This window comes from Pseudonocardia sp. OZ21 (assembly GCF_059359135.1).
The window spans coordinates 231,114-254,911 of sequence record NZ_JCADBN010000005.1 but is presented as its reverse complement, the minus strand read 5'-3'; the positions used below and the strand labels follow the sequence as shown (position 1 = coordinate 254,911).

The following is a 23,798-nucleotide window of genomic DNA, read 5'->3' as shown; positions in this document are numbered from 1 at the left end:
CGGTGGAGTCACGGTCGGCGGCCCGGTGGGCCGGGGCGCTGCGCAGCCCGTTGGGCCTGACCGCGGTGGTGCTGCTGGCGGCCGTGCTGCTGCTCGCCGTGGTGGCCCCGGTGCTCTGGTCCGGCGTTGCGGACGCCCCGGACACCACCCGGATCCTGCACGGCCCCTCCGCCGCACACTGGGCCGGCACCGACGCACTCGGGCGCGACATCCTGTTCCGGGTCCTCGTCGCGACCCGGCTGTCGATCGTGCTGGCGCTGCTCGCGACCGCGATCGGGGTGCTGGCCGGGATCCTGCTCGGGTCGGCGCCGGTGCTGCTGGGCAGTCGCGCGGGCCGCTGGGTCACCGCCGCGCTGAACATCGCCGTCGCCTTTCCCGGCCTGCTGCTCGCGCTGTTCTTCGCGGTGGTGTTCGGGGTGGGCACGAGCGGGGCGCTGCTGGCGATCGGGGTGGCGGTGGCGCCCGGCTTCGCCCGGCTCACCCAGACCCTGGTGGCCGGGGTCGCCGGTCGCGACTTCGTCGCGGCGGCGCGTCTGGCCGGCGTCGGGCGCGTCCGGCTGCTCACCCGGCACGTCCTGCCCAACATCGCCGAGCCGCTCGTGATCAACGCGACGATGACGGCGGGCGCGTGCCTCCTGGCGTTCGCGGGGCTCTCGTTCCTCGGCATGGGGGTGCAGGCCCCCGCCTACGACTGGGGACGGCTGCTGGGCGACGGGCTCACCGGTATCTACGCCAACCCGGCCGCGGCACTGGTCCCCGGCGCCGCGGTGGTGGTCGCGGGGCTGGCGTTCAACCTGTGCGGCGAGGCGATCGCGAAGGGTGTCGGGATGCGCGCCGCGGTCGTTCGGCGCGGCCGGGAGGTCGGCGCGGACCTCGGCCCGGACCTGGTGGCGCCGCCCGTGCCGGCGGCCGGGGACGAGGACGCCGTCCTCGTGGTGGAGAACCTGCGGGTCGGCTTCCCCGGCCCGGACGGCCCCATCACCCCGGTGCGCGGGGTGAGCCTCACGGTGCGGCGCGGCGAGGCCGTCGGGATCGTGGGGGAGTCGGGGTCGGGAAAGAGCCTCACCGCGCTGGCGATCGCCCGGCTCGTCGACGACCCGGGCCGGGTGCATGCCGACCGTCTGGAGTTCCTGGGTGAGGACCTGACGACGGCGACGCAGGTGCGGGAGGTGCGGCGGCTGCTCGGCACGTCGCTGGCGATGGTCTTCCAGGACCCGATGACCTCGTTCAACCCGGCGATGCGGATCGGGCGCCAGCTCGCCGAGGTGGCCGAGCAGCACCAGGGCATGGACCGCAGACGGGCGTGGGCGCACGCCGTCGACCGGCTGCGCGCCGTCCGGATCCCGGGGGCGCCGCGGCGCGCCGCGCAGTACCCGCACGAGTTCTCCGGCGGCATGCGGCAGCGGGCGATGATCGGGATGGGCCTGATGGGCAGCCCCGCGCTCCTCGTCGCCGACGAGCCCACCACCGCGCTCGACGCCACCGTGCAGCGGCAGGTGCTGGCGCTGCTGGACGCGGTCCGCGCCGCCGACGACGCCGCGCTCCTGCTCATCAGCCACGACATCGGCGTCGTCCGCGAGACCTGTGCCCGGGTGCTCGTGATGTACGCCGGGCGCATCGTCGAGGATCTGCCCGCCCCGGAGCTGCGCACCTCGGCCCGGCACCCCTACACGCGGGCCCTCCTCGCGGCGGTGCCGGACATGACGACCGACCGGGAGCGGCCGCTCGCCGTGATCCCCGGCCGGCCGCCCGACCCTGCCCGGTGGCCGGACGGCTGCGCGTTCGCCCCGCGCTGCGGCCTCGCCGACGACCGCTGCCGGGAGATCGAACCGCCTCTCCTGGCAGACGACCGCGGCCGGCGGGTCGCGTGCTGGCACGCCGACGTCGCGGGGCGTCCGGGCACGCCCGTCGCCGTGCGGATCGGCGGCGTCCATGAGTGAGCTGCGCCTGGAGGACGTCACCGTCCGGTTCGGCAGCCGCAGGCGTGGCCTGACCGCGGTCGACCACGTGGACCTCACGGTCCCGGCCGGGTCCGTCGTCGGGCTCGTCGGGGAGTCCGGGTCGGGCAAGTCGACGCTCGCGCGGGCCGCGGTCGGCCTCACCCCGATCGCGGGCGGTGCCATCCTGCTGGACGGGAAACCGCTGGGGCACCACGCCAGGGGGCGCCGCCCGCTCCAGATGGTGTTCCAGGACCCGTACTCCTCGCTGGACCCCCGCATGACCGTCGGTGCGTCGATCGCGGAGGCGCTGCCCCGCGGCAGCGTGCGCGGCCGGGCGGGCCGGCAGGCCGAGGTCATCCGGCTGCTCGACCTGGTCGCCCTGCCCGCCGACCGGGCCGGCGTGTACCCGGCGCAGCTGTCCGGCGGGCAGCGCCAGCGGGTCGCGCTGGCCAGGGCGCTGGCCGGGCGCCCGGACGTGGTCATCGCCGACGAGATCACCTCGGCACTGGACGTCTCCGTGCAGGGCACGGTGCTGAACCTGGTCCGCGACCTGCAGCGGCGGCTCGCGCTATCGATGTTGTTCATCTCGCACGACCTCGCCGTCGTGCGGTACGTCAGCGACTACATCGCGGTGATGCACCTCGGTCGCATCGTCGAGCACGGGGCCGCCGACGACGTGCTCCTCGACCCGCAGCACCCCTACACCCGCGAGTTGCTCGCCGCCGTGACCGGGCCCGTCGCGGAGCCGCCCGCCGGCCTCGACGGGGAGCCTGCCGACCCCCACCAGCCGCCGCCCGGGTGCCGGTTCCACCGCCGCTGCCCGCGGGGCCCGCTGGTGCTGGCCGACCGCGAGGTCTGCCGGACCACCGAGCCCGTGGCCGACGGCCACCGCCACCGCGCCGCGTGCCACTTCGCGGCGCCCGACACCACCGAGCACGCAGACCGCGTCGACGTTCCCGTCGACGCCGCCATCGATCCGAGGAGCACCCGGTGACCCGACGCCAGCTGATCGACGACCTCACGACGATCGCCGTGCCGGAGCAGCCCGCGCTGTCCCCGGACGGCAGCCGGGTCGTCTACGTCCTCCGCACGGTCGACGCCGACGCCGACCGCACCGTCCGGGGGATCTGGGGTGTCGGCACCCGCGAGGGGCGGCCCCGCCGGCTCACCCGTGGCCCCGCCGACACGGCGCCCGCGTGGTCGCCCGACGGCACCCGCATCGCGTTCCTGCGCGCCGCCGACGGCGCCCCGCAGGTGTGGCTGCTCGACGTCGAGGGCGGCGAGCCCGAGCCGCTGACCACGCTGCCGACGGGTGCCGGGGCGCCCGTGTGGAGCCCGGACGGCACGCGGATCGCGTTCGCCGCTGCCGTCGACCTCGCCGCCGACGCCGGGGAGAGCGACGAGGCGCGCGCCCGGCGGGACACCGCGCCCGTGGTGGCCGACCGCCTGGACCTCCAGGTCGACGGTGCCGGGCTGCTGCGCTCGGTGCGTACCCATCTGCACGTGCTCGACCTCGCCACCGGGCGGTGCCGCCGCGTCACCGACGGGGACTGGCACGCCGGGCGCCCGTCCTGGTCGCCCGACGGCACGCGGCTCGCGTTCTCCGCGGCGACCGCCCGGGATGCGGACCTGGTGCTGCGGGTGCCGGTGCACGTCCTCGACGTCACGGCAACCGCCGCCACCCCCGAGCCGGTCGGCCTGACCGAGGGGGTCGGCGGGCCGGTCGGGTGGACCGCCGACGGGTCGGCGCTGCTCGTCGTGGGCACGACCGGCGCACCGACCGGCCACAACCGGCTGCTGCGGCTGCCGCTCGACGGCGGCGAGCCGGTGGACCTCGCCGCACCGCTCGACCGCAACGTGATGCCGGGCGGCCCGGCCTACCCGGGAGCGCTTCCCCAGCTCGTGGACGAGGGCAGCACCGTGCTGTTCTGCGCCAGGGAGCGGGGCTGCACGCACCTCTACTCGGTGCCTGTCGACGACGGCGGTACCCCGCGGCCGGTGCTCGGCGGGGCCGGGCGCAATGTGCAGGGCCTCTCCGTCGCGGGCGGCGCGGCCGTGGTCGTGCTGGGCACCCCGACCTCCTTCGGCGAGATCGTGGCGGTCGACCTCGCCAGCGGTGTGGAGACCGTCCGGACCGAGCACGGCGCGGGCCTCGCGGACGTCGAGCTGTTCGCCCGGGAGGAGCGGGAGTTCACCATCTCCGACGGCACCGTCGTGCACGGGTGGCTGATCCGGGACCCGGCTGCCGAACCGGGGCCGCAGCCGCTGCTGCTGGACGTCCACGGCGGCCCGCACAACGCGTGGAATGCCGCTGCCGACGACGTGCACCTCTACCACCAGGAGCTGGTCGCCCGGGGCTGGACGGTGCTGCTGCTCAACCCGCGCGGCAGCGACGGCTACGGCGAGCGGTTCTTCGACGCGGTCCGCGGCGGGTGGGGCGTGGCCGACGCGAAGGACTTCCTGGAGCCGCTCGACGACCTCGTCGCCGACGGGACCGCCGACCCGCGACGCCTCGCCGTGGCCGGCTACAGCTACGGCGGCTTCATGACCTGCTACCTGACCAGCCGCGACGACCGGTTCGCCGCCGCCGTGGCGGGTGGCGTGGTCACCGACCTCACGAGCATGGCGGGCACCTCCGACGAGGGGCACTTCCTCAGCGAGTACGAGCTGGGCGCCCGCCCGTGGGGGGAGGACAGCGAGCGGTACGCCGCGATGTCCCCGCTGACCCACGTCGACCGGGTGCGCACGCCGACGCTGATCGTGCACGGCGGGGCCGACCTGCTCTGCCCGGTCGGCCAGGCCCAGCAGTGGCACACGGCGCTGCGGGAGCAGGGCGTCCCGACCCGGCTGGTGCTCTACCCGGAGGGCTCGCACATCTTCATCCTCGACGGCCGTCCCTCCCACCGGATGGACGTCAACCGCCGTGTCCTCGACTGGGTCGAGCAGTACGCCGGTGACGCCACCGGCCCGCGCCGTCCGCGCATCGACGCCGCGCACTGGCAACGGCGGCTCACCGCACTGGCCGCGCGCTACGGCGTCCCCGGCGCCACCCTCGGGATCCTGCGCCTGCACCCCGGCGGGGACGACGAGCTGGTCGAGGGCGCGCACGGCGTGCTGAACGTCGACACCGGTGTCGAGACCACAGCCGACTCGGTGTTCCAGATCGGGTCGATCACCAAGGTCTGGACGACGACCATCGTGATGCAGCTCGTCGACGAGGGCCTGCTGGACCTCGACGCCCCGATCGTGGAGGTGCTGCCCGAGCTGCGGCTCGCCGACCCCGACGCCACGAAGGGGGTGACGATGCGGCACCTGATGACCCACACCAGCGGGATCGACGGTGACGTCTTCACCGACACCGGGCGCGGCGACGACAACCTCGAGAAGTACGTCGCCCAGCTCGTCGACGTCGCGCAGAACCACCCGCTCGGCGCCACCTGGTCGTACTGCAACTCGGGGTTCTCGCTGGCCGGGCGGGTGATCGAGAAGATCATCGGCGGCACGTGGGACGAGGCGGTGCGCACACGGATCTTCGAGCCGCTGGGGCTGCGGCGCACGAGCACGCTGCCGGAGGAGGCGCTGCTGCACCGGGCCGCGGTGGGACACGTCGGCGAGCCCGGCGCCGAGCCCGTACGCGCCCCCGTCTGGACGCTCCAGCGGTCGGCAGGTCCGGCCGGGCTGATCAACTCGACCGTCGCGGACCTGCTCGGCTTCGCCCGCCTGCACCTGACCGGTGGCCTCGCGCCCGACGGCTCCCGGCTGCTCAGCGAGGCGGCCGCCGCGGAGATGGCGTCCAAGCAGGCCGACCTGCCCGACAAACACACGCTCGGCGACTCGTGGGGCCTCGGGTGGATCCGGAACGACTGGGGTGGCCACCGCGTCATCGGGCACGGCGGCAACACGGTCGGGCAGGCGGCGTTCCTGGAGCTGCTGCCGTCGAAGGGGTTCGCCGTAGCGCTGCTCACCAACGGCGGCAACAACCGTGACCTGCACGAAGATCTCTACCGTGAGATCTTCGCCGAGCTCGTCGACGTCGAGCTGCCCCGGCTGCCCACCCCACCGGCCGAGCCCGTGTCCGTGGACGTCTCCCGGCACCTGGGCACCTACGAGCGGGCGGGCGTCCGGGTCGAGGTCGCCGAGGCCCCCGACGGGCCCGTGATGCGGACGACGGTGATCGGCCCGCTCGCCGAGCTGGTCCCCGAGGAGACGCAGGAGTACCCACTGGTGGCGGTCGAGGAGAACGTGTTCCTGGTGCGGCTGCCCGGCTCGGAGCAGAGCTGGATCCCCGTGACGTTCTACGAGCTGCCCACCGGCCAGCGGTACGTGCACTTCGGTGCGCGCGCCACCCCGAGGGTGAGCTGAGTGCCGGGCTCCGAGACGGTGCGGGACGGTCCGGACCGCACCACGATCCTCGCGCGCATGCACGCCGCGCTCCCCGAGATGCTCGCCGACGTCGAGGAGCTGGTGACGTGCGAGTCGCCATCGTCCGACCTGGCCGCGGTCGCGGCGAGCGCCGACGCCGTGGCTCGGGTCGGCACGCGGCTGCTCGGCGTGGCGCCCGAGCGGCTCGTCTCCGAGGGCCGCACCCACCTGCGCTGGCGGCTGGGCGACGGCCCGCCGAGGGCGCTGCTGCTCGGCCACCACGACACCGTGTGGCCGGTCGGCTCGCTCGCCACCCACCCGTTCCGCGTCGACGCCGGGGTGCTGCGTGGGCCGGGCTGCTTCGACATGAAGGCCGGGCTGGTCATCGGGATGCACGCGCTGCGGCTGGCGGGGGCGACGGCGCCTGGACGTCCCGGGGTGACGCTCCTCGTCACCGGTGACGAGGAGCTGGGTTCGCCCACGTCGCGCGTGCTCGTGGAGGCCGAGGCGGCCGGGTGCGCCGCGGCGCTCGTGCTGGAGGCCGCGGCCGACGGGGGCGCGCTCAAGACGGAGCGCAAGGGCGTGTCGCTGTACCGGATCACCGTCACCGGCCGCGCCGCCCACGCCGGGCTCGATCCCGAACGCGGGATCAACGCGACCGTCGAGCTGGCGCACCAGGTGCTCGCCGTGCACGCACTGGCCGACCCGGGGCGGGGCACGACGGTCACCCCGACCCTCCTGTCGGCCGGCTCTGCGGCTAACACGGTCGCCGCGTCGGGCGAGCTGACGGTCGATGTCCGCGTCCGGGACACCGCCGAGCAGCGGCGGGTGGACGCCGGGATCCGCGCGCTGCGACCGGTGCTTCCCGGTGCGCGGGTCGAGGTGGCGGGCGGGCCGAACCGCCCGCCGCTCGCGGCCGCGGCGTCGGAGGAGCCGTTCGCGCGCGCGGTCCGGCTGGCCGCGGAGCTGGGGCTGCCGATGCCGGCCCGCGCCGCGGTGGGCGGCGGTTCGGACGGAAACTTCACCGCGGGCGCCGGCACCCCCACACTGGACGGGCTCGGCGCGACGGGCGGGGGCGCACACGCCGACGACGAGCACGTCCTCGTCGACGAGCTGCCGGGGCGCGCCGCGCTCGTCGCCGCGCTGGTGGACGACCTGCTCGCCGAGCCCACGAGCGGTGCGGAGCGCGGACGAGGACGGACACGGGCGGAACCATGACCATCGACCACGGAGAAGAAGACGGGGCCACCCGGGCGGGGGTGGCAGCCGAGGCCGCCGCGGCCACGGCCGGCGTGCGGATGCGGGAGATCGCCGACCTGACCGGGCTGGAGGCGGTCTACCGGCTCTACGACGCGATCTGGCGGCCGGACCCGGCCAACCCGCCGGTGACCACGGAGCTGCTGCGTGCGCTCGCGAAGGGCGGCAACTACGTCGCGGGCGCGTTCGACGGGGCGGAGCTGGTGGGCGCCTGCGTCGGCTTCTTCGGCGCGCCCGCTGACGGGATGATGCACAGTCACATCGCCGGCGTGGCCGCGTCCGGGCGCGGCCGCCACGTCGGGTACGCGCTGAAGCTGCACCAGCGCGCGTGGGCGCTGCGGCGGGGGGTCTCGGCGGTCACCTGGACGTTCGACCCGCTCGTCCGCCGCAACGCGTACTTCAACCTGGTCAAGCTCGCCGCCGATCCCGTCGAGTACCTGCCCAACTTCTACGGCGGTGTGCACGACAGCATCAACGGCGATGACGAGACCGACCGGCTCCTGCTGCGTTGGGACCTCGAGGACCCGGCCGTCGTCGCGGCCTGTTCCGGGTCGTTCCGGTGGTGCGACGCGCGGGCCGAGCAGGCCGCCGGGGCGGTGGTCGCGCTGGGCCGCTCGGAGCGCGACGGGCCGGTAGCCGGGTCGCTCGACGGAGAGACCCTGCTGGTGGCCGTGCCGCGCGACATCGAGGAGCTGCGGGCCGCCGACGCGGGTTCCGGTAAGGAGTGGCGGGTGGCGATGCGCGAGGTGCTCGCCCCGGCGATCGCGGGGGGTGCCCGCGTAGCGGGGTTCGACAAGACCGGGTGGTACGTCCTCACCCACAACCGTGACGCCGGGAGGGCGGTCCGATGAAGCTGACCGGGGTGGAGCTGCGCAGGGTCCGGATGCCGCTCGTGGCGCCGTTCCGCACGTCGTTCGGCGTCGAGACGACCCGCGATGTGCTGCTCCTGCGTGCCGTCACCGACGAGGCGGAGGGCTGGGGCGAGTGTGTGGCGCTGACCGACCCGCTCTACTCCTCCGAGTACGTGGACGGCGCTGCCGACGTGCTGCGCCGCTACCTCGTCCCGGCGCTGGCGGCGCACGAGCGGCTGGACGCGAACGCGGTGGCGCCGGCGCTGCACCGGTTCAAGGGCCACCGGATGGCGAAGGCGGCGCTGGAGATGGCCGTGCTCGACGCCGAGCTGCGGGCGGCGGGCCGGCCGCTGGCCCGGGAGCTGGGCGCCGTCCGCGAGCGGGTGCCGTGCGGGGTGTCGGTCGGGATCATGGGCTCGGTCGGTGAGCTGCTCGACGCCGTCGACGGGTACCTGGACGCGGGCTACGTCCGCATCAAGCTCAAGATCCAGCCGGGGTGGGACGTGGAGCCGGTGCGGGCCGTGCGCGAGCGCTTCGGTGACGACGTGCTGCTCCAGGTCGACGCGAACACCGCCTACACCCTGGCCGACGCACGCCACCTCGCCCGGCTCGACCCGTTCGGCCTGTTGCTGATCGAGCAGCCGCTCGACGAGGAGGACGTGCTGGGCCACGCGGAGCTGGCCAGGACCCTCGACACGCCGGTCTGCCTCGACGAGTCGATCACGTCGGCAAAGGCCGCGGCGGACGCGATCCGGCTGGGCGCGTGCTCGATCGTCAACATCAAGCCGGGACGCGTCGGCGGCTACCTCGAAGCGCGCCGCGTCCACGACGTGTGCGTGGCGCACGGCGTGCCGGTGTGGGCTGGCGGCATGCTGGAGACCGGGCTGGGCCGGGCGGCCAACGTGGCGTTGGCCGCGCTGCCCGGCTTCACGCTGCCCGGCGACACGTCCGCGTCCGATCGCTACTACCTCACGGACATCACTCCGCCGTTCGTGCTGGAGGACGGCCACCTGCCGGTGCCGACCGCGGCCGGTCTCGGCGTCGAGCCGCTTCCCGACGCGCTGGCCGCGGTCACCACGAGCACGGAATGGCTGACCCTGTGAGGTGCCGCGGTCACCGCGATGATCTTTCTCCGGCACGAGGAAGCAGCGCGATCTAGACTCCCCGACCGGCTCCCTATGTCGGCCCCGGGCGGTGCTGCTTCGATGGACCTGCGATCGCAGCGCGGCCTCGGCCGTGTGCTGGCCGACCTCGGCACGCTGCTGGAGCTCCTCCACGGTGACCCGGGCCGGGCCGGCCCGATCGGGGGCGTCGCGATCCACGACCCGTTCGAGGACCCGGTGCTGCCGCGGCACGCGCTCGTGCTGGGTGTGGGCGTCGGCGCGGCAGCGGAGATCGAGCAACTGCTGTGCACGCTCGGCGGCCACGGCGCCGCCGGGCTCGTTGTCCGCGGGCCCGTGACCGTGTCGCCCGAGGTCGCCGCCGCGGTCGAGGAGTCCGGTGTGGCACTGGTGGGACTGACCCCCGGCGCGTCCTGGGCGCAGCTCGCGGCGATGCTGCGCGCGCTGCTGGGAGAGGGCGACGTGGGCGACGCCGGCGCCGAGACCCTCGGCGGGATCCCGTCCGGTGACCTGTTCGCCCTCGCCAACGCCATCGCCTCGCTCATCGACGCGCCGGTGACCATCGAGGACCTCAGCTTCCGGGTCCTGGCGTTCTCCGGGCGCCAGGACGAGGCCGACGCATCGCGCGTGGAGACGATCCTCGGCCGCCAGGTCCCCGAGCGCTTCTCCCGGGTGATCGCCCAACGAGGGGTGTTCCGGGAGCTCTACGGCAGCGACCGGCCGGTGCTCGTCGAACCGCACCTCCTGGGCCTCGACGGGGTGGACCTGCCGCGTGTAGCGGTCGCTGTCCGCGCCGGTGACGAGGCGCTCGGCTCGATCTGGGCCGCCGTGCGCGCCCCGCTCAGCGCCGACCGCACCCAGGCACTGGCGGATGCGGCGCGGCTCGTGGCGCTGCACCTGCTGCGGATCCGGGCGGGCGCCGACGTCGAACGCAGGCTGCGCGCGGACCTCGTGAGCACCGCGCTCGAGGGCGGAGCAGGCGCCCGCGAGGCCCTCGACCGGCTGGGTCTGGCCGACCAGCCGGTGGTCGTTCTCGCGATGGCGACGCTCGGCCGCGCCGACGCCGACCGCTCCATCGCGGGCGACGCCGACCTGGCCACCGAACGGCAGCGGCTGGCCGACGGCCTCGCCGTGCACCTCAGCGCGGTACACCCGCGCTGTGCCGCTGCGCTCGTCGGGGACGTCGCGTACGGGCTCGTGCCCGTCGCCCCCGACGTCGACGGCGAGGCGCGGGCCGAGCGGATCGCCGCCGACTTCCTCGACCGGGTCGGCGACCGGGCCCGTCCCGTCATCGGCGTCGGTCCACCCGCGCAGGACGCCGCCGGCCTGGCCGGGGCGCGGGCCAGCGCCGACCGGGCGCTGCGGGTGCTCCGCGTGGAGGGCGGCCGCGGCCGCCGGGTCGCCCGGCTGTCCGACGTGCAAGTCGAGGCTCTGGTGCTGGAGCTGCGCGACCTCGTCTCGGCGCGCGGTGACCGCCCGACCGGCCCGGTGGCCCGGCTCTTCGCCTACGACCAGCACCACAACACGAACCTGGTGGAGACCCTGCGGGCGTGGCTCGAGGCCTTCGGTGACGTCGTCGCTGCCTCCGCAGCCCTCTACGTCCACCCCAACACCTTCCGCTACCGGCTGCGCCGCCTCACCGAGGTCGGCGGCATCGACCTGACGGACCCGGAAGCGCGGTTCGCCGCGATGCTCCAGCTGCGGGTCGTCATGCCGACGCCACCGCGCCGCCGGCCGTGACCACCGGCATGGAGTGAGGTCAGGCTGCGGTCGCCGAGAACAGGTACCGGTTGACGCTGAACAGGTAGTCGCCCTCGTCGCTGCGCGCGTGGAGGTCGGCGAGCCACGTCGCGGCGTCGGCCTCGGTCAGGCCCTGCCGGCCGGCGACGAACCGCGCGATCGTCTGCATCATGTGGGCGCTGTACGAGTCCTCCGTGGGCTGCGGGTTGAACATCACGTGCACGTCCTGCCCCGTGACGAGGAATCCGGCGCGGCGCAGCAGCCCGGCCAGCGTCTGCGGGAGGCGCGGGTGCACGAGGTGTTCATCCCAGGCCGTGAGGACCCGTCGACTCAGCTCGCGGTCGGCCGTGTGCCACACCAGCGAGTCGAAGTCCGTGTCGAGGATCAACGCCCGCCCACCGGGCCGCAGGACCCGCCGCAGCTCGCCGAGCGCCCCTGATATGTCGGCGACGTACTCGTAGACCTGGGTCGACACGACGGCGTCGAACGAGCCGTCGGCGTACGGCAGCGACACGGCGTCACCCTCGTCGAGGTGGACCCACGGCATCGCACCGGTGCGAGCAGCGGCGAGCGCGTGCATCGCCGGGCTCGGATCCAGGCCGTGCACCACACCCGCCGGGCCGACCGCCTCAGCGATCGACGCCAACAGATAACCCGGCCCGGATCCGACGTCGAGAACCCGCTCTCCTGGTTGCGGGGCAAGCAAGGACAGCACGTGTTCCCGTTGCGCCACGACGTCGGGGCTCGCATATGTTCGCTCGGTTCGTCGCGCCGCGTCCCCGTCGAACCGAAGCGTCGTCATGGACCGACCCTAGAAGTTGAGAAGCACCGGATGGGCCGTGGGCGCCATCTCCTGGGTCACGTCGTCGCCCACCGGGGCTCGACCCGCCTGCCCCCGCCTCTACCATCCGCAGGTGCCCGTCTCCGATGATCTTGATGTGTTCGAGCACCTGGACACCTCGACGCTGCCGCCGCGCCAGCAGCGGATCCTGGTCGCGATCCGGGACTGGGTGGTCCGGTACGGGTATCCGCCGAGCACGCGCGAGATCGGGGACGCCGTCGGACTGCGGTCACCGTCGTCGGTGTCGAAGCACGTGGCGAGCCTGGAGGAGAAGGGTTTCCTCCGGCGCGGCTCGGCGATGTGCCGGCCGATCGACGTGCGCGTCTTCCTGCAGGAGCCCCGAGCGCGGGAGGCCGTCGACGACTCGGTGGCCGTGCCGGTGGTCGGCGATATCGCCGCGGGGACTCCCATCGTGGCCGATGAGCACGTCGACGACGTTCTGACGCTGCCCCGCGCCCTCGCCGGGCGCGGCACCGTCTTCGCTCTGCGGGTCCGCGGCGACTCGATGATCGACGCCGCGATCTGCGACGGCGACACGGTCGTGGTGCGCCAGCAGTCCGAGGCCCATTCCGGTCAGATCGTCGCCGCGATGATCGACGGCGAGGCCACGGTGAAGGTGTACCGCCGCCGCAACGGGCACGTCTATCTCGAACCGCGGAACCCGGCTTACGACGTCATCGACGGCGACGAGTCCGTTGTGCTGGGCGTCATCGTCTCGGTGTTGCGCAGCGTGTGAAGAGGTCAGTACACGTAGCGGCTCACGGTCTCCGGGTGGATGACGAGGCGAACCTGCTCGGCGGCCAGGATCTCGGCGAGGTCGTCGGCTCGGGCCGGGTTGTCGAGTCCCCAGTAGTGGGCGGCGAGGCGGGCGGCCAGATCGTGCCCTCCGTCAGGCTCCACCGTGGTGGGGCCGGCGACCGACACCCAGCGCTCCCGTTCACCGACGGGGGCGGCGACGACGATCGAGGCGCGGGGGTCGCGGCGCAGGCGCCGGACCTTCAGCGAGTCCGGGGCGGTGAACAGCTGGATCGTGCCCTCGGCCGTGGCCTCGAACCACACCGGCCGGGGCTGTGGCGGGAGTGGCCCCCCGGCCACGGACAGGAACCCGTGCAGGGGGCGTCGGAGGAACTCGAGGTCCTGGGCGGTCAGTGAACTGGCGTCGGTGCTCATCACGGCCTTCCGGGAAGAGGGATCGGGTCCGGTCATCGTCGCCAGGCTCCCGCCGCTGCGGTCCGCACGACGTACTCCTCGAAGGTCCTGGGCGCCCGTCCCAGCACGGTGGCGAGGTCGTCCGTCGTCGCGGCGATCAGCCCGCGTTCCATCAGCACGAACATCTCGGCCACGTGGTGGGCGTCGCCCTCGCTCACGCCGTCCTCGATCAGGGCCGCGGTGTACTCGGCGGGGGAGATCTGCTTGTAGGTGATGGGCAGCCCGGACGCCCGGGAGATCAGGTCGACGGCCTCGGCGAAGGTGAGCGCGCGCGGTCCGGTCAGCTCGTAGATCCGTCCGGCGTGCCGGCCGGGCTCGGTCAACACCACGGCCGCGGCGTCTGCGACGTCGTCGATGTCGATGAACGGCTCGGGGACGGCACCGGCCGGGAGCGCCAGTTCGCCGGCGAGGAGCGGGGCGTGGAAGACGTCTTCGTCGAAGTTCTGGTCGAAGTTCGACGACCGAAGGACGGTCCACTCCAGCGCCGAGCCGCGTACGGCGTCCTCGGCCGAGCGCATGTCCAGCCCGAACGGGGAGTCGCCCCAGGTGTCGGCGCCGCGGCCGGAGAGCAGGACCAGGCGCTGCACACCGGCGGCCTCGGCCCGGGCCACGAACTCGTGCGCCGGACCGGGCTCGCGCGGGGCCACCACGTAGACGGCGGTGACGCCCTGCAGGGCTGCGTCCCAGCCGCCGGGTTCGGACCAGTCGAACCGAACCCGGCTGGACCGGGAGGCAGCGCGCACGGGTGTGCCGTGCACCCGCAGCCGGGGGAGGACGCGCCGGCCGGTCTTGCCGGTGGCGCCGAGGACGAGGGTGGTGCCGTTGCTCATGACACCGATTGAACGGGGCAGGCTCGGACGATTCCATAGGTGAGGAGCCGGATCGCCTGTCCATTCGTCTAACCTCGCGGAGGTGGACGTGTTCGACGACCTGATCCGAGGCGTGCGGGCCCAGGGCTCGCTGTTCGGCAGTTCGACGCTGACGCCGCCCTGGGCGCTGCACTTCGTGGACGGCCCGCCGCTGACCTTGTGCACCGTCCTGACCGGGGCGGGCTGGATCGTGCCGGAGCACTGCCCGCCGGAACCGCTCCGCGCCTACGAGACGGTCGTCGTGCGGGGACCGGGGACGTTCACCTTCGTCGACGAGGTCGGGACCCGGGCCGAGCCGGTTGCCTGCGGCGAGCACTGCGCGGCGCCCGAGCAGGGCGGCACCCGGCATCGGCGCGGTTGGAACGACTGCGGCGACGACGGCGACGGCGCGACGACCCTGATCGTCGGCGCCTACCCGGTGCGCGGCGAGATCAGCCGCCGGCTGCTGGACGCACTGCCCGTCGTGCTGCGCGTCGACCCGGGGGACACGGGCGACCCGGTGCTGGACCACCTCGCCGCCGAGGTCGCCACCGACACCCCCGGCCAGCAGGTGGTGCTGGACCGGCTGCTGGACTGGCTGCTGGTCTGCACGCTGCGCACGTGGTTCGACCGGCCCGGCGGCGAACCTCCGGCGTGGTGGGCCGCCCAGCGGGACCCGGTGGTCGGCGAGGCGCTGCGCCTGCTCCACGCCGACCCGACGGCGCCGTGGACGGTCTCCGCGCTGGCCGAACGCACCAGGGTGTCGCGGTCGACGCTGGCCAAGCGGTTCGCCGACCTGGTCGGAGAACCGCCACTGACGTACCTCACCCGCTGGCGCATGACACTCGCGGCCGACCTGCTGGTCGAGCGGAGGACGGCCACCGTCGCGGAGATCGCCCGCGCCGTGGGTTACTCCGACCCCTTCGGGTTCAGCGCGGCGTTCAAGCGGGTCCGAGGGGTCAGCCCGAGCGAGTTCCGGCGCACCGCGACCGCCGCCTCCCCGACGTCGACGGACGCCCTTTCCTATGAGAGCAGTTCGCGCGCGTACCAGTCACCGGGGTCGGCGACCCCCGGCAGCGCGTAGAAGTAGCCGCCGCCGAACGGCTGGACGTAGTCGACCAGTGGTTCGTCGACGAGCCGGGTCTGGATCGTCTCGAACTGGCGGTGCACGTCCTGCTGGTAGGCGACGAAGATGTGGCCGGACTGGAGGTCGCCGTTCGGGTCGACGCCGAGGTCGTAGTTGTAGGAGCGCCGGATGAGCCGCTGGTTCGCCGTCGCGTCGGTGCGCGGGTTGGCCAGGCGGATGTGCGCGTCGAGGGGGATGACGTCGCCCTGGGGGTCGGCCGCGTAGTCGGGAATGTCGAACTCGGCGTTGCCGTCGAGGGGAGCGCCGCTGTCGCGCCGACGACCGAACATGGTTTCCTGCTCGTTGATGGAGACCCGGTCCCAGAACTCCACCAGCATCCGGATCAGCCGGATCACCTGGTACGAGCCACCGCGGGCCCAGCCCGGCTCGGCGGGGTCGTCCACCCAGATGAGCTCGGCGGCCTGGGGGCCGACGGGGTTGGCGGTGCCGTCCTTGAAGCCCAGCAGGTTGCGTGGCGTGCCGGACGGTCGTGGCGGCGAGTTGTAGCCCTCGATCTTCCACCGCGGTTGCATGGCACCGCGGGTGTGCCTGGCGATGTCACGGATCGCGTGGTGGACGGTGTCGGGGTGGTTGGCGCACAACTGCAGCGACAGGTCGCCGTGCAACCAGGCCGGGTCGGGCGAGTCGTTCGGGAAGACCGTCATCGGCGTGAGCGAGCGCGGTTTCTGACCGGCCAGACCGAACCGGTCGTCGAACAGGCTCGATCCGAGCCCGACGGTGACGGTCAGGCCGTCGGCCGGCATGTTCGGGCCGAGCACGTCGCTGTCCGAGGGCGGTTGCGACACGCCCAGGTCTGGTGGCGGACCGCCGGCGGTGAGCAGCCGCGCCCGCCCCGTGAGTGTCTTCATCAGGCCCACGAGGTCCGGTTTCGCGGTGCCCTCCACGACGTCATAGGCGGCGACCACCGAGTAGCCCTGCTTGATCTGGGGACCCGGGGTGAGGATGCCGGCCTGGTGTTCACCGTGGAACGGGTAGGAGGCGTCGACCTGGGGACCGCCCGCGGCCGGGCGGGAGTCGACGTGCTCCCCTTCGAGCAGCACGCCGCCGACCAGCGCGCTGCCTGCCGCCCCCGCCGCGGCGCCCTTGAGAAAGTTCCGTCGGCTCACACTCACGCCGGTCCCCTGTCGTCCGTCACCACTGGTTTCACGACCCCTCCCATCTGTTCTCGTCGGTCGCCCTGGTCGGGCCACGGGTGTGTCAATGGCTCGGTGGAACCTCGAGCAGGTCCGGTTCGATCGACAGCGACTCCAGTACCGCGCCGATCGCGGCGTCCACGCGCCGGCGAGCCGCAGGCGGTACCGCGCTGACCGGTTGCCATCGGCCGTCCGCTCGGGTTGACAGCAAGGCGGTCTGCAGGGTGTCGAGCTGCGTGGTGATCGTCGGGACCAGCGACGGGAGGCGCGCGTCGATCAGCCCGGAGACCTCGCCCAGGACGGTGCGGGTCACGTGCAGGTCCGCGTCGGTTTCCGGATAGGCCATGCCGGACCCCTCGTCGTCGATCCCCGAGAGGTGGTCACGCAGGGCGTCCTCGAGGATCTCGTGGACTCGCAGCGTCAGGTTCGTCGGATCGCCGGCCTCGTCGTCGGTGGTGAGTTTCTGCTGCACGGTGCTCACGTCCGAGGCCAGCCGGTCCGCCACGGGCAGCAGCGATGCGGGGCTCTGGCCGTGGTAGAGGCCGAACTCGATCCTGTGCAGCCCGGTGAAGGCGGGGTCGTTCGCCCCTCCCGGCAGGCCGTCCGGGAGCCCGTCCACGGCGGTCCCCTCGTCGCCGAAGCTGTCGTAGGAGGCGCCGACGCGTTCCCAGTCCAGCTGCGCCGCCAGCCAGGCCGCCTCGGAGGTCGGCACGTTGCCGGCGGCGAGGTCGGCGCGCAGCGTTCCGACGTCGCGGGCCAGGGTGACCAGTTCCGCCGCGGCGTAGGCCTCGTACTGCGTGTTCGGTCCGGTCAGGTCGTCGAGGGTGACGGGCTTGACGGGCGTCGTGGTCGAGGCCTGCTGCCCGGCCACCTCGACCGGGCTGCCGTGGATCGTGCCCCCGGACATCAGGCAGACGAAGCTGTACTGCCCCGGCCCGAGCGTGGCCGACATGTCGGCGCTCGTGGCCGGTCCGATGGTCTCGATCTCGGCGACCACGCCGCCCGAGGCGTCGTCGAGGTTGATCTCGCCTGCCTCGCCGGACTTGTTGTCCACCTCGAACGTCTGGGTACCCGTGTGCCCGGACGTCCATCCCCGTCCGCAGTCCTCCTTCGTGACGGTCAGCGCCGTCGTCGACGCGGATGCGCTGCTCGTCGGCAGCGCGACGATCACCAGCACCGCGACCACCACGGGCACCGCCACCAGCACCCCGGCCACCGGCCACGGCCGCCGCGCCGCCACCCGCTCCCACCGGCTCGGACCTCGCGTGTCGGCTCCCGCCGGGGCGGTGGGGGCAGCGGGGTGCAGATCCGTGCGCAGGAACACGGGTATCACGATCGCCAGGTAACCGATCCATGCCACCACCTGTAGGACCGTCATCCTCGGCGCCAGATCGGTGACTCCACTGATGATCGAGACCCACCACGCGTTCGGATCCACGTGCCCGGTCAGGTCGAAAGCGATCCACTGCTGTCCCGGCAGCCAGCCAGCGTCCTGCAGATCGCCCAACCCGTAGGACAACACCCCGGCGGCGATCACGATCAGCACGATCGCCGTCCGGTTGAAGAACTTTCCGAGGTCGAGCCGAATTGCGCGCTCGTACAGCAGCCAGCACAACACCACCGCTGCGGCCAAGCCGATCGCGGCACCGATCACGGGGGCCACGGTCGACCCCGACGCCTTCACCGCCGTCCAGATGAAAAGGGTGGTCTCCAGCCCTTCGCGTCCCACCGCGAGGAACGCGGTGACCGTCAGTGCGCCCGCGCCGACCTCCACCGCGCGGGCGACCTCCCCTCTCAGCTGGGCCGTCAGCGTGCGGGCGGTGCGCCGCATCCACAGCACCATCCCTGTCACCAGGCTGACCGCCAGCACGCTCAGCAGGCCACCGACGGCCTCCTGGAGCGAGGACGAGAGCACGTTCGTCGCGTAGGTCAACACCGTGGCGAAGCCGGCGGCGACCATGACGGCACCGAGCACCCCGAGCCATATCGCCGACGAGGAGATCCGGTGCCCGGACGCGCCGGCGGCGTCGTTCGTCTGACGGAGCGCGGCCAGCAGAATGCTGATGACCAAACCCGCTTCCAGGCCTTCTCGGAGCCCGATCAGCAGATTCGGAATTGCATCGGCCCACATCACGACGTACAGGTTAGCCATTCCTAACTTGCGCAGTGGGCACAGTTTCGGTGACGTCGCACTCAGCGAGCGATGCGGTACGCGCGGAAAAGGCTCCGTCAGGAATATAGCCACATTCGGTCGGTTCTGTGGAGTTGGTCCGAGAACGGCGGATCGCTGTGTATTCGAGGCTGACGCGCCGGTTGGCCGGACTGGCTGACGAGGGCCGGCCGGGGCGTCCGGTTCGCGGGTGAGGACGGGGCGCCACCGGCGGCATGACGCTGCGCACCGTGCGGGTCAGGATGCCGTCGCGTTCGAGACCGCGCAGCGTGACAATGAGCATGCGTTCTCACGATGTCGACTTATCTGCTGGTACACGGCGCATGTCGGTGCTCTGCCTGCGGCAGCCGGTCCACCTGGACCGCCCGGCCGCCCGGCCGATCCCCCGAACCCACAGCCACAACACGGTCGCGCCCGACTCGGTAGTCCGCCGCCCGGTCTCGGCCCGGCAGCCCAATGGCGCCCCGACCGAGGTGTGGGAGCTGCCGACCGGCCACGACTGCATGATCACGATGCCGGTCGAGCTGAGCGAGCTGCTGCTCAAGATCGCCTCCTGACGCGGCTCGGACGCGTCGGATGGACAGGATCGGCCGCAGCGATCATGAGGCGGGCCTCATGTTGTGCTACTGTCCCGAACATGAGGCATGACTCGACTTCGTTTCCGGCGAGGGCGGTATGCCCGTGAAACCAGAGTCGTGCCGAGGCAACGAGAGACGCCGCATCGGAGGATCAGAGTGCTCGATATCGACGACGAACTGGCCCGCGTGGTCAGCGTGATTGCGTCAGCTGTGCCACCCACGCCACCCCCCGTGGGTGACTGGAAATCCCGGCGGACGACCATCGACGCCCTTTTCGAAGGGTTGTCCATCTCCGCGGAGCACCATGACGGCGTCGAAATGGTCGACTTCGCGGTGTCGTCCGCGGACGGCTATGCTGTCCCGCTCCGCCTGTACAAGCCGACGGTCGTGCCAAGCGTCCTCGTCGTCTATGTCCATGGTGGCGGTCTGATCGCCGGAAACATCGATCTCTACGATCACGTCTGTCGCCGCTACACGGCGGAGGCCGGGGTCGCTGTTGTCGCTGTCGACTACCGGCTGGCCCCTGAGTCGCGGTTCCCGGCGGCTGTCGAGGACTGTGTGGCGGCGGTCGAATGGACGATCGCACACGCGCGAGAACGGGCGCCCGGAGCGCGCGTCGCGATCATGGGCGACTCCGCGGGCGGCGGCCTCGCCGCTGCGACAGCTCTGACATGCCGTGATCGGGAGATCGGCCCGCTGGCCGCGCAGATCCTCATCTACCCGATGCTCGATGACCGGACGGCCCACGCCGACCCCCGCGTCGAGCCGTTCCTGACATGGTCGGTTGCCGACAACGTCACCGGCTGGCAGGCCTACCTCGGTGAAGAGTACGGCTCCGACGACCTGTCCGCTTCGGCATCGGTTGCCCGTGCGCGTTCCCTCGACGACCTGCCGAGTGCCTACCTCGAGGTCGGGCAGCTTGACCTGTTCTGTGCGGAGGCCGTTACCTACGCGACGCGGCTCATGGAGCACGGGGTGCCGGTGCAACTCTCGGTTCGGCCGGGCGTCTTCCACGGCTTCGATCAGTTCGCGCCGGGAGCGCTGGTGGCGCGCGACGCGTTCGCCGACCGCGTCACCTTTCTTCAACGCCTGTGACGCAGCCACGTATCGATTTCCGGACACAGTCGAAGAAGGAGAACAAGTGGTAGAGAAGACTGCCCTCATCACGGGGTCGACGAGTGGGATCGGGCGTGCCACCGCACTCAAGCTCGCCAATGACGGCGCACGTGTCGTCGTCTCCGGCCGTGACGCCGAGCGGGGTCTGGAAGTCGTGGAGCAGATCCGCGCTGCGGGCGGGAACGCCCATTTCGTCCGCGCTGATCTGCGCGACGCCCGGTCGGCGGCCGAGCTGGCGGCTGAAGCCACTGCAATCGCCGAGGAAGCCGGCGGGTCACTTGACATCCTGGTGAACAACGCCGGCATCGGGGCCGGCGGACCGACGGCCGGGACGGAGGAGTCGACTTTCGACGCGGTACTGGCCACGAACCTGAAAGCGCCGTTCTACCTGGTGGCCAATATTGCACCGGGAATGGCCGCACGTGGCCATGGCGCGATCGTCAACGTGTCGACGTTGGCGGCCGAGCGCGCGCTCCCGGGCCTGGCGGTCTACGGGGCGAGCAAGGCGGCCCTCGACCTCCTGACGAGGAGCTGGGCGGCCGAGTTCGGCCCCGCTGGAGTGCGGGTGAACTCGGTGAGCCCCGGCCCCACCCGCACGCCCGGAGCCGAGGCGGGCCTGGGGGAGATGCTGCAGCAGCTGGCGGAGCAGGCCCCGCTGGGCTTCGTCGCCGACCCCGAAGACATCGCCGCGGCCATCGCGTTCCTCGCCGGCGACGAGGCGCGGTTCGTCACCGGCACGGTGCTCGACGTGAGCGGTGGCCGCATGGTCGTCTGAGGTCGGCCGGGCGTCCACGCGGTGATGAGGGGTCCCTCACCTTGTAGGCTGGAGGTGTGGGAGGAACACGACAGGGCGCGGCCGATGCGCCGCCCCTGCGCCGCGACGCAGCGCGCAACCGTGAGCGAATCCTGCAGGCCGCGCGCGAGTCGTTCGCGGCGCAGGGCGTCGACGCCTCGTTGGAGCACGTCGCCAAGAGTGCCGGGGTGGCGATCGGGACCCTGTACCGCCACTTCCCGAAACGCATCGATCTGCTCCTGGCAGCCTTCGACGAGAAGTTCAGAACGTTCATGGCTGCCGCCGAGGCCGCGTTGAGAGCCGACGATCCCTGGGTCGGCTTGAGCTCCTACGTCGAGACGCTCTGCGGGATGCAGGCAGGTGACCGCGGGTTCAACGACTTCGTCTCGATGCGGTTCCCGTCCAGCGAGCGCACCGAGGCAATGCATGACCAGGTCTGTGAGGCGATGGAGAAGATCTTGGGGCGGGCGCAGGACGCCCGAGTCGCCCGGAGGGATCTCACCATCGGCGATCTCATCGCAGTGACGTGGGCGAACAGCCGGATCATCGAAGCCACCACCGGCATCGCCCCGCGTGCGTGGCGCCGCCAGCTGATGTTGACGCTCGAGTCCTTCCGCTACCGCGGCGAGGTCGAGTTGGACGAGCCGCCGCTCACCAGGCAGCAACTCTACGACGCGATGGCCCGGTTGGGCGCGCCGCATCGGGCCGCCGAGGGGTCATGAGCCGCCTGCCGACCGGTCGAACGTGAGTACGAGCCGCCGCCCCGTCGAGCGTGATGAGCGGGCCGTCATCGACAAGGCTGCCGACCTGCTCGCTGCGCTCGCCGGGGAGCCGGCTGGGGTCGGGGTCAGTGAGCTGGCCCGCCGCGCGAGACTGAGCAAGTCCACGACCTTCCGGGTGCTGGGCGCGCTGGAGCGCACCGGGATGGTCGATCGCGTCGGCACCAGCTACCGCGTCGGGAACGTTCTGCGCCGGCTGGGTCGCGACGCGGTGCTACCTCGGCCGGAACCCGTCCGCGACGCGCTCGTCCCGTACGTCGCGGACCTCTTCGCGCTCACCGGGCAGACCGTGCACGTCGCCGTGCTGGACGGGCCCGAGGTCGTGTACCTGACGAAGGTCTTCGGGCACCGCCAAGCGCCGACCCGTCCGTGCCCGGGGGACCGGTTCGCCGCACACGGTGTCGCCATCGGCAAGGCGCTGCTCGCCCACGACCGCGACGCCGAGAGCACCCTGCGTGCAACGCCGCTGCGCGCGTTCACCTCGCGCACCGTCACCGACCCCGCGACGCTGCTGACCGAGCTCGCCGGGGTCCGCTCGGCCGGGATCGCGTTCGACACCGACGAGGCCAGAGTCGGCGTCAGTGCCGTCGCCGTGCCCCTCCGTGGCCCGAACGGTGCCGGTGTCGCGGCGTTGTCGATCACGTACGCGAGCGCCGATCCGGCCGCGGCCCGCTACGCCGAGCACGTGCGCAACGCCGGAGCAGCCGCTGCTCCGGCGTTGCGGCGGGCGCTGGCTCAGCCGCGTCCGGTCTCGGGGTAGCGGCCGCCCGGTACCTGTGCCTGGTCGAAGAGCGCGCCCAGCTGGGCGACCTCGTCCACGCTCAACGCGACCCGGGTTGCGGCCGTGTTCTCGCGCAGGTACGACGCACGCTTCGTGCCCGGGATCGGGACGACGTCGAGCGGCTGGGCGAGCAGCCAGGCCAACGCGACCTGACCGGGGGTGACGCCCTTCTCCGCGCTGAACTTCTGCAGGACCTCCACGAGGTCGATGTTCCGATCCAGGTTCTCACCCTGGAACCGGGGGAGGGTCGAGCGGAAGTCGGTGGTGTCGAAGACCTGATTCCGCTCGATCCGGCCCGTCAGCATCGCGCGGCCGAGCGGGCTGAAGGGCACCAGCGTGATCCCGAGCTCCCGGCAGGTCGCCACCACCCCGCCTGCTTCGACCGAGCGTTCCCACAGCGAGTACTCGCTCTGCAGCGCCGAGAGGGGGAAGGTGGCGTGCGCGCGGCGCAGCTGGTCGGCGGGCAGCTCGCAGTGCCCGATCGCGCGCACCTTGCCCTGCGTGACCAGCTCGCCCATCGCGCCGACCGTCTCTTCGATCGGAACCGACGGGTCCTGTCGGTGGCAGTAGTACAGGTCGATGTGGTCGGTGCGCAGCCGCCTGAGACTGGCCTCGCACGCCCGGGCGACGTAGGCCGGATCGCCGACCAGCCGCACGTCGCCATCGGCGCTGATCTGTACGGCGAACTTGGTCGCCACAACCACCTCGTCGCGACGGCCCGCGACGGCCTCCCCGATCAGCTCCTCGTTGTGCCCGAAACCCTTGCTCGGCGCGCCGAACGCGGCGTCGGCCGCACCGTAGACATCGGCGGTGTCGAGCATGCCCACGCCGAGGTCGATCGCCTCGCGCACCGTCGCGATGCTCTCGTCGCGGTCAGCGGCCCCGTACGACTGGGACATCGTCATGCAGCCGAGCCCGATCGGCCGCATGACGATGTCCGAGTGCCCCAGGGTGACGCGGGCGTACGTCTGGTCGTCCAAATCCGTCATGCATACGACGCAATCAGGGGCGCTGTGCCCCGCTCAACGCATCGTGCCGAAGAACGGCACGCGCGTCGTGTGGAGAGCACCACCCGCCGTGGTCCCCCGGATCTCCGAGCGGTGCCGGGGTCGGGCGGAGCCCGGTTCTAGGC

20 protein-coding genes are annotated in these 23,798 nt (G+C 72.7%); 14 read left to right on the top strand and 6 right to left on the bottom strand.

Going from position 1 to position 23,798, the window contains the following annotated elements:
* Window positions 1-2 precede the first annotated feature (2 nt).
* From AC5L35_RS14175 to AC5L35_RS14145, 7 genes are all read left to right on the top strand, one after another.
* Window positions 3-1,940 carry a dipeptide/oligopeptide/nickel ABC transporter permease/ATP-binding protein gene (locus AC5L35_RS14175; protein WP_495060078.1) on the top strand — a complete coding sequence of 646 codons (1,938 nt, stop codon included), beginning with the start codon at window positions 3-5 and terminating at the stop codon, window positions 1,938-1,940.
* A complete protein-coding gene (locus AC5L35_RS14170; RefSeq protein WP_495060077.1) occupies window positions 1,933-2,934 on the top strand; it encodes an ABC transporter ATP-binding protein in 1,002 nt (333 codons plus the stop codon). The genes AC5L35_RS14175 and AC5L35_RS14170 overlap by 8 nt, the downstream gene beginning before the upstream one ends.
* Window positions 2,931-6,302: a serine hydrolase gene (locus AC5L35_RS14165; RefSeq protein ID WP_495060076.1), complete on the top strand. Its 3,372-nt coding sequence runs from the start codon at window positions 2,931-2,933 to the stop codon at window positions 6,300-6,302. Before AC5L35_RS14170 ends, AC5L35_RS14165 begins: the two co-directional genes overlap by 4 nt.
* A gap of 78 nt (window positions 6,303-6,380) precedes the next feature.
* Window positions 6,381-7,520 (top strand): M20/M25/M40 family metallo-hydrolase, encoded by a 1,140-nt coding sequence (locus AC5L35_RS14160; protein WP_495060385.1) that lies wholly within the window; start codon window positions 6,381-6,383, stop codon window positions 7,518-7,520.
* On the top strand, window positions 7,517-8,410 hold the full coding sequence (locus AC5L35_RS14155; RefSeq protein ID WP_495060075.1) for a GNAT family N-acetyltransferase: 894 nt from the start codon (window positions 7,517-7,519) through the stop codon (window positions 8,408-8,410). Before AC5L35_RS14160 ends, AC5L35_RS14155 begins: the two co-directional genes overlap by 4 nt.
* Entirely contained in the window at window positions 8,407-9,513 is a 1,107-nt protein-coding gene (gene menC / locus AC5L35_RS14150; RefSeq protein ID WP_495060074.1) for an o-succinylbenzoate synthase, read from the top strand. The genes AC5L35_RS14155 and menC overlap by 4 nt, the downstream gene beginning before the upstream one ends.
* 102 nt (window positions 9,514-9,615) lie before the next feature.
* A complete protein-coding gene (locus tag AC5L35_RS14145; RefSeq protein WP_495060073.1) occupies window positions 9,616-11,271 on the top strand; it encodes a PucR family transcriptional regulator in 1,656 nt (551 codons plus the stop codon).
* A 19-nt stretch (window positions 11,272-11,290) separates the two neighbouring features.
* On the opposite strand, the gene AC5L35_RS14140 is transcribed toward AC5L35_RS14145, so the two are convergent.
* The gene (locus AC5L35_RS14140) at window positions 11,291-12,073 is read right to left on the bottom strand and encodes a methyltransferase domain-containing protein (protein WP_495060072.1); all 783 of its coding nucleotides are present in this window, start codon (window positions 12,071-12,073) and stop codon (window positions 11,291-11,293) included.
* Between the two features lie 112 nt (window positions 12,074-12,185).
* Between AC5L35_RS14140 and lexA the strand changes: the two genes are divergently transcribed.
* Entirely contained in the window at window positions 12,186-12,848 is a 663-nt protein-coding gene (gene lexA, locus AC5L35_RS14135; protein WP_495060071.1) for a transcriptional repressor LexA, read from the top strand.
* Window positions 12,849-12,853: 5 nt separating this feature from the next.
* On the opposite strand, the gene AC5L35_RS14130 is transcribed toward lexA, so the two are convergent.
* Together AC5L35_RS14130 and AC5L35_RS14125 are read right to left on the bottom strand one after the other, a co-directional pair.
* The gene (locus tag AC5L35_RS14130; protein ID WP_495060384.1) at window positions 12,854-13,282 is read right to left on the bottom strand and encodes a pyridoxamine 5'-phosphate oxidase family protein; all 429 of its coding nucleotides are present in this window, start codon (window positions 13,280-13,282) and stop codon (window positions 12,854-12,856) included.
* A gap of 32 nt (window positions 13,283-13,314) precedes the next feature.
* The gene (locus AC5L35_RS14125; protein WP_495060070.1) at window positions 13,315-14,151 is read right to left on the bottom strand and encodes an NAD(P)H-binding protein; all 837 of its coding nucleotides are present in this window, start codon (window positions 14,149-14,151) and stop codon (window positions 13,315-13,317) included.
* An 82-nt stretch (window positions 14,152-14,233) separates the two neighbouring features.
* Here AC5L35_RS14125 and AC5L35_RS14120 point away from each other — a divergent pair, with 82 nt between their 5' ends.
* Window positions 14,234-15,253: an AraC family transcriptional regulator gene (locus AC5L35_RS14120; RefSeq protein WP_495060069.1), complete on the top strand. Its 1,020-nt coding sequence runs from the start codon at window positions 14,234-14,236 to the stop codon at window positions 15,251-15,253.
* Here the strand turns inward: AC5L35_RS14120 and AC5L35_RS14115 are convergent.
* Window positions 15,193-16,428, bottom strand: a complete 1,236-nt coding sequence (locus AC5L35_RS14115; protein ID WP_495060068.1) for a Dyp-type peroxidase — start codon at window positions 16,426-16,428, stop codon at window positions 15,193-15,195. The two genes, AC5L35_RS14120 and AC5L35_RS14115, sit on opposite strands and share 61 nt — an antisense overlap.
* An 85-nt stretch (window positions 16,429-16,513) precedes the next feature.
* Entirely contained in the window at window positions 16,514-18,694 is a 2,181-nt protein-coding gene (efeU, locus tag AC5L35_RS14110; RefSeq protein WP_495060067.1) for an iron uptake transporter permease EfeU, read from the bottom strand.
* Between the two features lie 248 nt (window positions 18,695-18,942).
* Between efeU and AC5L35_RS14105 the strand changes: the two genes are divergently transcribed.
* The 5 genes from AC5L35_RS14105 to AC5L35_RS14085 all read left to right on the top strand — a co-directional run bounded on the left by AC5L35_RS14105 (window position 18,943) and on the right by AC5L35_RS14085 (window position 22,645).
* Window positions 18,943-19,176: a hypothetical protein gene (locus tag AC5L35_RS14105; protein WP_495060066.1), complete on the top strand. Its 234-nt coding sequence runs from the start codon at window positions 18,943-18,945 to the stop codon at window positions 19,174-19,176.
* Between the two features lie 177 nt (window positions 19,177-19,353).
* Entirely contained in the window at window positions 19,354-20,292 is a 939-nt protein-coding gene (locus AC5L35_RS14100) for an alpha/beta hydrolase fold domain-containing protein (protein ID WP_495060065.1), read from the top strand.
* Window positions 20,293-20,338: 46 nt separating this feature from the next.
* Window positions 20,339-21,088 (top strand): SDR family NAD(P)-dependent oxidoreductase, encoded by a 750-nt coding sequence (locus AC5L35_RS14095; protein ID WP_495060064.1) that lies wholly within the window; start codon window positions 20,339-20,341, stop codon window positions 21,086-21,088.
* Between the two features lie 56 nt (window positions 21,089-21,144).
* Window positions 21,145-21,828 carry a TetR/AcrR family transcriptional regulator gene (locus AC5L35_RS14090; protein ID WP_495060063.1) on the top strand — a complete coding sequence of 228 codons (684 nt, stop codon included), beginning with the start codon at window positions 21,145-21,147 and terminating at the stop codon, window positions 21,826-21,828.
* A 22-nt stretch (window positions 21,829-21,850) separates the two neighbouring features.
* Window positions 21,851-22,645, top strand: coding sequence for an IclR family transcriptional regulator (locus tag AC5L35_RS14085; RefSeq protein WP_495060062.1), 795 nt, complete (start codon window positions 21,851-21,853; stop codon window positions 22,643-22,645).
* Here the strand turns inward: AC5L35_RS14085 and AC5L35_RS14080 are convergent.
* Window positions 22,621-23,595 carry an aldo/keto reductase gene (locus tag AC5L35_RS14080; RefSeq protein WP_495060383.1) on the bottom strand — a complete coding sequence of 325 codons (975 nt, stop codon included), beginning with the start codon at window positions 23,593-23,595 and terminating at the stop codon, window positions 22,621-22,623. The two genes, AC5L35_RS14085 and AC5L35_RS14080, sit on opposite strands and share 25 nt — an antisense overlap.
* Between the last annotated feature and the right edge of the window lie 203 nt (window positions 23,596-23,798).